This window comes from Neisseria sp. P0007.S010, assembly GCF_051962875.1.
In the GTDB taxonomy this organism is placed as follows: Bacteria; Pseudomonadota; Gammaproteobacteria; order Burkholderiales; family Neisseriaceae; genus Neisseria; species Neisseria subflava_A.
The window spans coordinates 45073-57398 of record NZ_JBQCUX010000004.1 but is presented as its reverse complement, the minus strand read 5'-3'; the positions used below and the strand labels follow the sequence as shown (position 1 = coordinate 57398).

8 protein-coding genes are annotated in these 12326 nt (G+C 49.2%); 5 read left to right on the top strand and 3 right to left on the bottom strand.

The features are described 5' to 3' along the window. Positions 1 to 25: 25 nt before the first annotated feature. Positions 26 to 1132 carry a phosphoserine transaminase gene (gene serC, locus ACTHR7_RS04020; RefSeq protein WP_070713312.1) on the bottom strand — a complete coding sequence of 369 codons (1107 nt, stop codon included), beginning with the start codon at positions 1130 to 1132 and terminating at the stop codon, positions 26 to 28. A gap of 343 nt (positions 1133 to 1475) precedes the next feature. On the opposite strand from serC, the gene rimP reads away from it, so the two are divergent. From rimP to ACTHR7_RS03995, 5 genes are all read left to right on the top strand, one after another. Continuing rightward, on the top strand, positions 1476 to 1907 hold the full coding sequence (gene rimP, locus ACTHR7_RS04015; protein ID WP_003685973.1) for a ribosome maturation factor RimP: 432 nt from the start codon (positions 1476 to 1478) through the stop codon (positions 1905 to 1907). 27 nt (positions 1908 to 1934) lie between these two features. Beyond that, positions 1935 to 3440, top strand: a complete 1506-nt coding sequence (gene nusA / locus ACTHR7_RS04010; RefSeq protein ID WP_003678742.1) for a transcription termination factor NusA — start codon at positions 1935 to 1937, stop codon at positions 3438 to 3440. 11 nt (positions 3441 to 3451) lie between these two features. Further along, positions 3452 to 6349, top strand: coding sequence for a translation initiation factor IF-2 (gene infB, locus ACTHR7_RS04005; protein WP_440370356.1), 2898 nt, complete (start codon positions 3452 to 3454; stop codon positions 6347 to 6349). Between the two features lie 349 nt (positions 6350 to 6698). After that, the gene (locus tag ACTHR7_RS04000) at positions 6699 to 9437 is read left to right on the top strand and encodes a calcium-binding protein (RefSeq protein WP_293203824.1); all 2739 of its coding nucleotides are present in this window, start codon (positions 6699 to 6701) and stop codon (positions 9435 to 9437) included. A gap of 110 nt (positions 9438 to 9547) precedes the next feature. After that, complete coding sequence (locus ACTHR7_RS03995) at positions 9548 to 10105, top strand: nitroreductase family protein (protein WP_107868077.1); 558 nt, start codon at positions 9548 to 9550, stop codon at positions 10103 to 10105. Positions 10106 to 10184: 79 nt separating this feature from the next. On the opposite strand, the gene ACTHR7_RS03990 is transcribed toward ACTHR7_RS03995, so the two are convergent. Next, positions 10185 to 11066 (bottom strand): carbohydrate kinase family protein, encoded by an 882-nt coding sequence (locus tag ACTHR7_RS03990; RefSeq protein ID WP_107868076.1) that lies wholly within the window; start codon positions 11064 to 11066, stop codon positions 10185 to 10187. Between the two features lie 324 nt (positions 11067 to 11390). Further along, complete coding sequence (secF, locus tag ACTHR7_RS03985) at positions 11391 to 12326, bottom strand: protein translocase subunit SecF (protein WP_003686183.1); 936 nt, start codon at positions 12324 to 12326, stop codon at positions 11391 to 11393.

The window sequence follows — 12326 nt, the reverse complement described above, 5'->3', positions numbered from 1 at the left end:
TCAGACGGCCTTTTTATCTTAAGTCTTAACCATAACGTCGTTGGAAATCTTTCATAAAGTCGGCCAACGCGTTCACACCTTCAAGCGGCATCGCATTGTAAATGCTGGCACGCATACCACCGACGGTTTTATAACCCTTGAGCAGGCACAAGCCCTGCAACTCGGCTTCCAACACAAAGCGGCGGTCCAAGTCTTCGCTTGCGGTTTTGAAGACCACATTCATCTTGGAGCGCGCATCAGGATGAATATCGTTGATGTAAAAACCGCCGCTGCCATCTATCGTCTCATACAAGGTTTGCGCCTTTATTCGATTGACCGCTTCAATTTTTTTCACACCGCCCTGCGTTTGCAGCCAGCGGAACACCAAGCCCGACATATAAATCGCATAAGTGGAAGGCGTGTTGTACATACCGTCGCGGTTGATATGCGAACGGTAGTTGAACACATCGGGAATATCGTTTGGACAACGCTCCAGCAAATCCTCGCGGATAATGACCACGGTCGCACCGGCAGGGCCGATATTTTTTTGTGCGCCTGCATAAATCAAGCCGTAATCGGATACATTAAACTCACGCGACAAAATCTCGCTCGACATATCGCACACCAGCGGCGGCAGGCCGTCTGAAAGTTTGGGGACGTTTTGATACTGCAAGCCGTTTACGGTTTCATTAATCGCAAAATGAACAAACGCAGAATTCGGGTTGACATCCCAATCCTCAACCGCAGGCAGGTTTTTATAGGCATATTGTTCGCCGCCATGCGCGGCCAAACGGATTTCGGCATTACTCAAACGGCTCATCTGCTCATAGGCAATACGGCTCCAGTTGCCCGTTACCACCGCGTCAGCAGTCGCAAAACCGTACGCCAAATTCATGGCCGCCATATTGAATTGCGTGGTCGCACCGCCCTGTAAAAACAGGATTTTATAGTTGGACGGAATATTCAAAAGCTGGCGCAAGTCTTGTTCGGCATGATGCAGAATACTCAAAAACATATCCGAACGGTGGCTCATCGCCATCACGGGGAATCCCGTACCGTTGTAGTCGAGCATTTCCTGTTGCGCGGTACGCAATACCGCTTCCGGCAATACGGCAGGACCTGCGGAAAAATTGTAAATCGGGTGTGCGGACATGGCGACCTTCTTTCTTATTCGGTGGGTATGAAGAAATTGTAGAACCGCCTTGCACATTGTGCAAGCACGAAAAATCTGGAAATACAAGGCCGTCTGAAAATAAAGCAATACCAATTATTTGTTTTTCAAAACAATTTCAGAAACACTACATCAAAACTTGTCAACAATTCCCTTTTCAGACGGCCTCAACCCTACCCTTTACATTTAAGCAATCACTTCAAAAAATCCACGCCAAATCAACACTTTTCTTTTATCTTGAAAACAGTTATAATAGGCCAATTTTTCAAATCACACGAAAAATGGCCGCGCGGCCATTTTTTTGTTTATGTACTTCTGGAGAAGCATGGATATTCAAAGCATTCTTGATAAAACCCTGCCCGGCTTGGGCTACGAGCTGGTCGATTTCGAACTGACCGCACAAGGCGATTTACGCGTTTTCATCGATAAAGAAGGCGGCATCACCGTCGAAGACTGCGCCACTGTCAGCAACCATCTGAGCCGCGTGTTTATGGTTGAAGACATCGACTACAAACGTTTGGAAATCTCCAGCCCTGGCCTTGACCGTCCGCTGAAAAAAGCCGCCGACTTCGTGCGCTTTGCCGGCCAGAACGCCAAAATCAAAACACGCCTGCCGATTGATGGTCAGAAAAACTTCATCGGCCGCATCGAATCTTGCGAAAACGACATCGTTACCGTCTCTTTCGACGGCAAAACTGCCCAAATCGAATTGAGCAACATCGACAAAGCCCGTTTGCGCCCCGAATTTAAATTTTAAAAACCGATTACTTGGAGATTCTAGAAAATGAGTCGCGAAATGTTACAGCTGGCCGAAGCGCTGGCAAGTGAAAAAAACGTTGAAACGGAAGTCGTATTCAAAGCCCTTGAATTCGCCCTCTCTACTGCTGCCAAGAAAAAAGCCGACCGCGAGCACATGGACGTGCGCGTCGAAATCGACCGCGATACCGGCGAATACCAAACCTTCCGCCGCTGGCTGATTGTTGCCGATGAAGACTACACCTACCCCGACGTAGAAAAAACCATCGAGGAAATCCAAGAAGAAATTCCCGGCACCACCATCCAAATCGGCGAATACTACGAAGAGCAGCTACCAAACGAAGGTTTCGGCCGCCAAGCCGCGCAAACTGCCAAACAAATCATCCTGCAACGCATCCGTGATGCGGAGCGCGAGCAAAACCTGAACGAGTTCCTCGCTTCTAAAGAAGACATCGTTTCTGGTACGGTAAAACGCGTCGAGCGCCACGGCATCATCGTTGAAGTCGTCGCAGGCAAACTTGACGCACTGATTCCGCGCGAAGAAATGATTCCACGTGAAAACTTCCGCAGCGGCGACCGCATCCGCGCCCTCTTCCTGCGTGTGGACGAAATCGGCAATACCGGCCGCAAACAAGTCATTTTGAGCCGTACCAGCGGCGACTTCTTAGCCAAACTCTACGCCAACGAAGTGCCTGAAATTGCAGACGGCCTGTTGGAAATCCGCGAAGTAGCACGCGATCCAGGCCAACGCGCCAAAGTTGCCGTTAAAGCCAACGACCAACGCATCGACCCGCAAGGTACTTGTATCGGCGTACGCGGTTCCCGTGTTAACGCCGTGAGCAACGAATTGTCCGGCGAACGCATCGACATCGTATTGTGGTCTCCTGAGCCAGCCCAATTCGTGATGAATGCGCTGTCTCCTGCCGAAGTGAGCCGCATCGTGATTGATGAAGACAAACACGCTGTTGACGTGATCGTTGATGAAAACCAACTGGCGCTGGCCATCGGCCGCGGCGGTCAAAACGTCCGTCTGGCTTCCATCCTGACCGGCTGGCAGCTGAACATCATGACCGTTGAAGAAGCCGACGAGCGCAATGCCGCCGAAGACGCGGTTATCCGCAACCTCTTCACCACCCACTTGAACATCGACGACGAAACCGCCGATATCTTGGTGGAAGAAGGCTTTGCCACTTTGGAAGAAGTTGCTTACGTTCCAGCGGCAGAATTGCTCTCGATTGACGGTTTTGACGAAGAAATCGTTGAAACCCTGCGTAATCGCGCACGCGATGCGATCCTGACCATTACCATCGCCGCAGAAGAAAAACTGGGTGAAGTGTCTGAAGACATGCGCAATTTGGACGGCGTAGATTCCGATATGTTGCGCAAACTGGCCGAGGCCGGCGTTACCCAACGCGATGATCTGGCCGAATTGTCTGTTGACGAATTGGTCGAAATTACCGGTGTTGACGAAGAAGAAGCCAAAAAAGTGATTTTGGCTGCACGCGAACACTGGTTTACTGAAGAAAACAACTAAGGGGGTACTGAATGAGTAATACAACCGTAGCGCAATTTGCCGCCGAACTAAACCGCCCCGTCGATGATTTGCTTAAACAATTGAAAGAAGCCGGGGTCAATAAAAACAGCGGTAATGACAGCATAACCACTGACGACAAACAACTGTTGACTGCTTACCTGCAAAAGAAAAACGGCAGCAACAGCGGCACCATCAGCATCCGCCGCAAAAAAACCGAAGTCAGCACCGTTGACGGCGTAAAAGTGGAAACACGCCGCCGCAGCCGTGCCGTTACCATTCCTTCTTCCGAAGAATTGGCAGCGGAAGCCAAAGCCAAAGTAGCAGCGGAAAACCAAAAAGCCGAAGCAGAAAAAGCAGCCGCCAAAGCTGAAGCAGAAGCTGCCGCAAAAGCCGAAGCAGAAGCTGCCGCAAAAGCCGAAGCCCGTGCCAAAGCAGAGGCCGAAGCAGCCAGACTGAAAGCAGCCAAAGCCGCACCAAAAACGGAAGGCAAACCTGCCGAAGCCAAAAAAGAAGAAGCCAAACCGGCTGAAGCCGTAGAAGCTAAGGCCGAAGCAAAAGTTGAGGCTAAAGCAGACAACAAGCCGTCTGAAAAATCCGTTGAAGCTGAAAAACCAGCCGAAGCCAAGAAACCTGCCAAAGCCAAACAAGACAAAGGCGGCAAAGGCAAAGAAGCGAAAAAGGCAGCTAAACCTGCCGCTCCTGCCGTACCGCAACCTGTCGTCAGCGTGGAAGAACAGGCTCAACGCGATGAAGAAGCCCGTCGTGCCGCCGCCCTGCGTGCGCATCAAGAAGCCTTGTTGAAAGAAAAACAAGAGCGTCAAGCACGCCGTGAAGCCATAAAACAACAGGCCGACAAAGACTCAAAACCTACTAAAGAAGCCAAATCAGGCGAACGCAATAAACCTGCCGAGAAAGCCAAAGCAGCATCCGGCGAAGGTAAATCCGAACACAACGCGCGCGGTAAAAAAGAAGACCGTCGTGAGCGTGATGAAGACACTCAAGGCCGCAATGCCAAAGGCAAAGGCGGCAAAGGTGGTCGCGACCGCAACAATGCGCGCACTGGCGACGACGAACGCGTACGCGGCGGCAAAAAAGGCAAAAAACTCAAACTTGAGCCAAACCAACACGCCTTCCAAGCGCCGACCGAACCTGTCGTACACGAAGTTTTGGTGCCTGAAACCATTACCGTTGCCGACTTGGCACACAAAATGGCCGTTAAAGGCGTCGAAGTGGTTAAAGCCCTGATGAAAATGGGCATGATGGTAACCATCAACCAATCTATCGACCAAGACACTGCCCTGATTGTGGTGGAAGAACTCGGCCACATCGGTAAACCTGCCGCAGCCGACGACCCTGAAGCATTCCTGGATGAAGGCGTTGAAGCAGTAGAAGCCGAAGCATTGCCACGTCCGCCGGTTGTTACCGTGATGGGTCACGTTGACCACGGTAAAACTTCCCTGCTGGACTACATCCGCCGCGCCAAAGTGGTACAAGGCGAAGCGGGTGGCATTACCCAACACATCGGCGCATACCACGTTGAAACCCCTCGCGGCGTGATTACCTTCTTGGATACTCCGGGTCACGAAGCGTTTACCGCCATGCGTGCGCGCGGTGCGAAAGCAACCGATATCGTGATTCTTGTTGTAGCAGCCGACGACGGCGTGATGCCGCAAACCATCGAAGCCATTGCCCACGCTAAAGCCGCCGGCGTACCAATTGTGGTTGCCGTCAACAAAATCGATAAAGAAGCTGCCAACCCTGAGCGTATCCGCCAAGAGCTGACTGCGCACGAAGTCGTGCCTGACGAATGGGGCGGCGATGTACAGTTTATCGACGTTTCCGCTAAAAAAGGCCTGAACATCGATGCATTGCTCGAGGCCGTCTTGCTCGAAGCCGAAGTTTTGGAACTGACTGCCCCTGTCGATGCGCCTGCAAAAGGCATCATCGTTGAGGCACGTTTGGACAAAGGCCGCGGCGCGGTTGCCACATTGCTGGTTCAAAGCGGTACACTGAAAAAAGGCGATATGCTGCTGGCCGGTACTGCATTCGGTAAAATCCGTGCGATGGTTGACGAAAACGGCAAAGCCATCAATGAAGCCGGCCCATCTATCCCTGTCGAAATCCTCGGCTTGTCCGACGTTCCGAATGCAGGCGAAGATGCAATGGTATTGGCCGACGAGAAAAAAGCGCGCGAAATCGCCCTCTTCCGTCAAGGCAAATACCGCGACGTACGCTTGGCCAAACAACAGGCCGCGAAACTGGAAAACATGTTCAACAACATGGGCGAAAACCAAGCCCAATCCTTGTCCGTCATCATCAAAGCAGACGTACAAGGTTCTTACGAAGCTTTGGCCGGCAGCCTGAAAAAACTGTCCACAGACGAAGTGAAAGTGAACGTGTTGCACAGCGGCGTTGGCGGCATTACCGAATCTGATGTCAACTTGGCCATCGCTTCCGGCGCATTCATCATCGGCTTTAACGTCCGTGCAGATGCTTCCGCCCGTAAACTGGCTGAGAATGAAAACGTGGAAATCCGTTACTACAACATCATTTACGATGCCATCGACGACGTGAAAGCCGCCATGAGCGGTATGCTCTCTCCGGAAGAGAAAGAGCAAGTCACCGGTACGGTCGAAATCCGTCAGGTTATCTCCGTTTCCAAAGTCGGCAACATTGCAGGCTGTATGGTTACCGACGGTGTGGTCAAACGCGATTCCCATGTCCGCCTCATCCGCAACAACGTGGTTATCCATACCGGCGAGCTGTCTTCTTTGAAACGCTACAAAGACGACGTCAAAGAAGTCCGCATGGGCTTCGAATGTGGTCTGATGCTCAAAGGCTACAACGAGATTATGGAAGGCGACCAACTCGAATGTTTCGACATCGTCGAAGTTGCCCGTACTCTGTAATCAGACAGGCCGTCTGAAAAATCAGAAGCAGGTTTTGCAATGCGAAACCTGCTTCTTTTTTCAGACGGCCTTTTTACAACCATTCATAGTTTGAAACTATGAAAATTGATGTGTGGTATATAAGAAACAAAACAGACATACAAGGCAAAGCCATTTAGCAAAGGAATAGACGGCAGACAGAGCCTGATAAAGCTCTCTATATATTGTCATATCTTAACGTTTCTGTTGTTTTTATCAAATTTCAGCACTAGTATATACAGCCTAAACACAATACAAATTAAGCAATACCGGCCATATGCCGGATACGTTTACTTCCTTGTTACTCTCATCAATATCTAAAGAAAATATCATGACAATCGAAAAAGCAATGCGCACCCCCAATGCGCAATTTGAATTACGACATTTAGAGCAATTACAACCTTCCTTCCTTGAACAAGTAACGACAGGCACGTCGGAAGATGACGTTTATTATGTAACCCTCAGTGACGATACAATCATTGAAAACCCAAATGGCGGCGATGATACGGTTTGCAGCAACGTCAGCTATACCCTTCCAAACCACGTTAAAAACCTTGTTTTGACCGGTACAGCCAACATTTTCGGTGCTGGCAACAACAGCAACAACATCCTCATCGGCAATGAAGGCCGCAACCGCCTCAACAGCGGGCGCGGTGACGACATCGTTTACGGCGGTGGCGGCAACGATGTTATCAATGGGGGCGAAGGCAACGACCTTCTTTTCGGCGAAACAGGCAATGACATCCTCAACGGCGAAGCAGGCAACGATGTGCTTGAAGGTGGCGAAGGCGACGATACCTACCTCTTCTCTGACAAAAGCGAGCAAGACACCATCATCGACAATCAAGGCCACAACAGCATCCGCTTTCATACTGATCTGAGCCTTAACGATTTAACCGTTGAAGTCCAAAACAACGAAACCGATGGTAAAGACTGGGTGATTGCCGTAAAAAACAGCAATGCCGTTTTAACCATCAAAAACCAATACACTCAAAACGGTACAACACCGGCAGTCTCCCACTTCATCATTGGCACACAAAAACTGGATGTAAACAACTTTGCCAAATATTTCGATATTTCCCTGACTGAGCATACCGAAAGCGGTCAGACCATCGATGGCAGCGACGGCAATGACTACCTGATCGGCACATCCGGCGATGATATTATCGACGGCAAAGCCGATGCCGACATTATGGAAGGTGGTGACGGCAATGACACTTACTACGTTGATGATGTAAAAGACGTGGTGATTGAACAGGCTGGCGGCGGCGAAGACACCGTATTCAGCAGCATTTCCCATACTGCCGCTACCCACGTCGAAAATGTTACCTTGACCGGCTCGGCCAATATTTTTGCCGCCGGCAACAACAGCAATAACATCCTGACCGGTAACGAAGGCCGCAACCGCCTCAACAGCGGACGCGGTGATGATACTGTTTACGGCATGGGTGGCAACGACAACCTCAACGGCGGCGAGGGCAATGATTATCTGGATGGCGGCAACGGCAACGATGTCATCAACGGTGATACAGGCGACGACATTTTGGTGGGCGGCAACGGTAAAGACATTCTGAAAGGCGGAGCCGGAAACGATACCTATATCTACGGCGACAACGATACCATTATCGACAACCAAGGCATCAATACCCTCAAGTTTTCAGACGGCCTGAACAATGCCAAGCTCAACCTGAAGACCATTCATAACGATGATGGCAGCCAAAGCTGGGAAATTACTTCCGAACAAGGTTCTGCCCTGATTCAAAACCAAATCGGTGCGGATGGCAGCATTTCCATCGACCGCTTCCAGTTTAACGACCAAACCTACACTGCCGCACAGTTCCAACAAGCCTTCCAACCAGTGAAAGCCGAAACCATTAAATTTGTCGGCACAAACGTCGACGATACCTTGCATGGCAATGCAGGCAACAATGAAATCGACGGCGGCAATGACGGCCATGACACCCTCTATGGCCACGACGGCGATGACATCTTGCGCGAACACAGTGCAACCTATTACGGCAACGAACCTGCTTCCGACGATAAACTCTACGGCGGCAACGGTAACGACAAACTCTATGCCCATGTAGGCGCAGACTTACTCGACGGCGGCGCAGGCAATGATTATCTGGAAGGCGGCGAACACAACGATACCTATGTTTTCGGAAAAGGTTACGGTCACGACACCATTTTCGACTACAACTTCGGTTTTGATAGCGAAGCAAGCCTACACAGACTCAACGCTAATGTCGTTAAATTTACCGGCGGCATTACCCTTGACGACCTCGAAATTACCGTTGAAAAAGGTTACGACAAAACCGGGATTGCCGACATACCCGACAGCACTCAATTTGTATCCAATCCCCTGTTGGATGGCGACACATGGCATATCCGCATTAAAGGCACAGACGATGTTTTAACCATCAAAAACCAAAGCGGTATTTATGGTGCAATTTCCGAGTTTCAGTTTGACGGCAATACCTCATACAGCACGGGCGAGCTGATCAACCACTTCAAACTGTCTATCCCGCACATGATCGGCAACACAAACATCGTCCAATACACCGGCCAACCCGTTGATGAACTCAACCGTGATGTGTACAACAACTTCAACCACACCATCCATGCCGATAGCGACAACAGCGATTTAGATTTGTCGCGTTACGCTTCTGTTGTCGAATACAGGGGCAACCGCAGCGATGAAACCATTACTTTGGGCAGAGGCATCAACATCGTCGATACAGCCGACGGCAACGATACCATTACCGACCTGGGTGCCGACAACACCGTTATCATGTTTGGCAGAAACAGCGGCAACGACACCTTCAATCCGTATGGTGGCAGCGATACCCAAGTCCTTTTCAAAGAAGGGATTACGCTGAAAGATTTACAGTTGAAAACCGGCGATGATTGGGTCTTAACCATCAAAGATACAGGCGACACCCTGACCATCCATGACATTGCCAACAATAATGTCGACAGCTTTGTATTCGGAAACGGTAAGAGCTACACCGCCGACGAAATCAGCAAAGCACTGATGACTGAAAATACACAAAACAACGGTATCCTGTAAAACTCAAAGGCCGTCTGAAACCTTAATTCAGACGGCCTTAGTCCTTTGCTGATTTATTTATCGTTCTGCTATATAATTATTCTCATTCGAATTCACAAGAAAGAATAAAAATGGATGCCTTAAATCTCCTAACCACACGTCGCTCTTCCAAAAAACTGACTGCTCCGGCGCCCAATGCCGAGCAACTGGAACAAATGCTGCAAGCGGCAACACAAGTTCCTGATCACGGCAATATGCGCCCTTTCCGCTTTACTGTGATTCAAAGCGAGGCCGGCTTGCAACGTTTCCGCGAGCTGTTGAGCAAGACCGTTACCGAACTCAACTTCGGCGACGATGCCATGAAAAAGGCCGAACGCGTCGGCAACATGGCGCCTATGATTATCGCCGTTACATTCGTACCAAACCGTGAAGTAGCAAAACCCAAACCTGAATGGGAACAAATGTTGACTGCCGGCTGCGCCGCCTATGCTTTACAACTGGCTGCTTCTGCTCAAGGCTTCGACAATGTTTGGATTACGGGCATGTGGGTCAACAGCCCATTGTTGCGCGAAGCATTTGAGTGTGCCGACAAAGACAAAATCATTGGCCTGATGATGATTGGTTCGCCGACCGAAGAAGGAAGCGGCCCGAAAAATACCAACTTAGAATGTTTTACAACTTATTGGTAAAGCCTGAAAATACTAAGGCCGTCTGAAAAACCTGATTTAATGGTTTTCAGACGGCCTTTTTATGTCTCTTGTCAAAATATCAAGCAGGATTCATAAACGCTTCAACTTCTTCCAAAGAAATATCCGCCGTCGCGCCATGACGTGAAGCCACCAATGCACCCAGCGCACAAGCAAAAGCAATGGCTTCTTGAGGAGGCGCATTATTGAGCAGCTTGTAAGTCAAACCGCCAAGGAAGCTGTCGCCGGAGCCAACAGTATCCACCACTTTGACGCGGAAACCGCAATGGCGGTATAACTCGCCGTCCTTATACAAAACTGCGCCATGGCTACCCAAAGTCACACAAAGAATTTTGACGCCGGTCAGCTCAACGAGGTAGCTGATATTTTGCTCGATACTGTGATAAGGAGAGCCGTAAGCCGCAGCCAATTCATACAACTCATCATCGTTGAGTTTGACCATATCGGACTGTTTCATAGTCTCCAACAAGCGGTCAATATCGTAATGAGGCTTACGCAGATTAACGTCAAAAATTTTGAATTTGGCTTCTTTCAGCAAAACAGCCAAACTTTTACGCGAAACTTCATCGCGGGTTGCCAAGCTGCCAAAAACGAAAGCATCGGATTCTGCCACACGTTTAATTGCCGCATCATCAACCGCAATCCTGTCCCACGCGCAAGGGTAAACAATCTCATAAGACGCGCTGCCAGACTTGTCCAAGTGTACTTTCACCAAACTGGTCGCACATTCGTGACAAACCTGCAAATAATCAGTATTGACGTTTTTACTTTGAATTTGACGTAGTAATTCCTCACCATCGGCATCATCGCCGCGACGGCTGATGATGGCAGCATCGATACCCAAAGACTGCAAACGGACAGCAACATTCAAGGGGGCGCCACCCAATACTTTTCCGTTTGGAAAATCGTCCCACAGCACTTCGCCGAAACTGGTTACTTTCATTCTTAACCTTCCTTATTTGAGGTTGATTGGCAGGGTCTGCACTCCCGACAGATTTTTTGCAAATCATGTACTTGTAGTAAAACTCCAGCATCGGGGGCAAAAGTATTATGTTTTAAAATATTGGGACTGACAAGCAATTAAGGGGATATCAGACAATAAACTTGATTCATCACAAAATTATATTGTTCCTATTTTTTCTTTTTCTTTCACATTTGTCCCCTCCTATTTCATTAAAACAAAACATTCTGAAATTTAAATACAAAAGGCCGTCTGAAAACTGATTCAATCAATTTTCAGACGGCCTTTATTGAAGTATTACAGCGATTAAACTACCACTTCTTCTTTTTTCTTCACTTCTTTGGCAATGTTCTCACGACTCAAGCCAAACATCAGCAAGAGCGGACTGGCAACCAATACGGAAGAGTAAATACCGAACACAATACCGATGGTCAGCGCCATAGAGAAACCGTGCAAGGCTGCACCGCCGAACACCAGCATAGAAACAACCATTGCCTCGGTCGAACCGTGGGTAATGATGGTACGGCTCATGGTTGCAGTAATCGCGTTGTCGATAACTTCTGGCACAGTGTGGCCGCGCATATGCGGCTTACGGAAGTTTTCACGAATACGGTCAAACACAACCACAGATTCGTTCACGGAATAACCCAAAACTGCCAAAATACCTGCCAAGACAGTCAGAGAGAATTCCCATTGGAAGAAGGCAAAACAGCCGAGAATAATCACGATATCGTGCATATTCGCAATAATCGCGGACACTGCAAAACGCCACTCAAAACGCATGGACAAGTAAATAATGATACCTGCCACTACGAAGCCTAATGCCATCAACCCATTGGTAACCAATTCTTCACCAACCTGAGGGCCGATGAATTCAACTTGGCGCAAGGTAACGTCAGGATTGTCTTTTTTCAGCAAATCCATTACTTGGTTGGACAGCTGGGCAGACGTTACGCCTTCTTTGTTCGGCAGGCGAATCATGATGTGCTTGTTCGTACCCAATGCCTGAACCTGTACATCACCCATTTTCAGCGTATCGAGGCGTTCGCGCGTTTTATTCACATCCACGCCCTGCTGATATTGGACTTCCATTACCGTACCGCCGGTAAATTCGACGGAGAAATTCAGGCCTTTGGTTACCAAAAAGAACACGGCGGCGATAAACGTAACCAACGAAATAAAGGTCGTCAGTTTGCCGTAGCTCATAAACGGAATATCGCGTTTGATTTTAAATAATTCCAT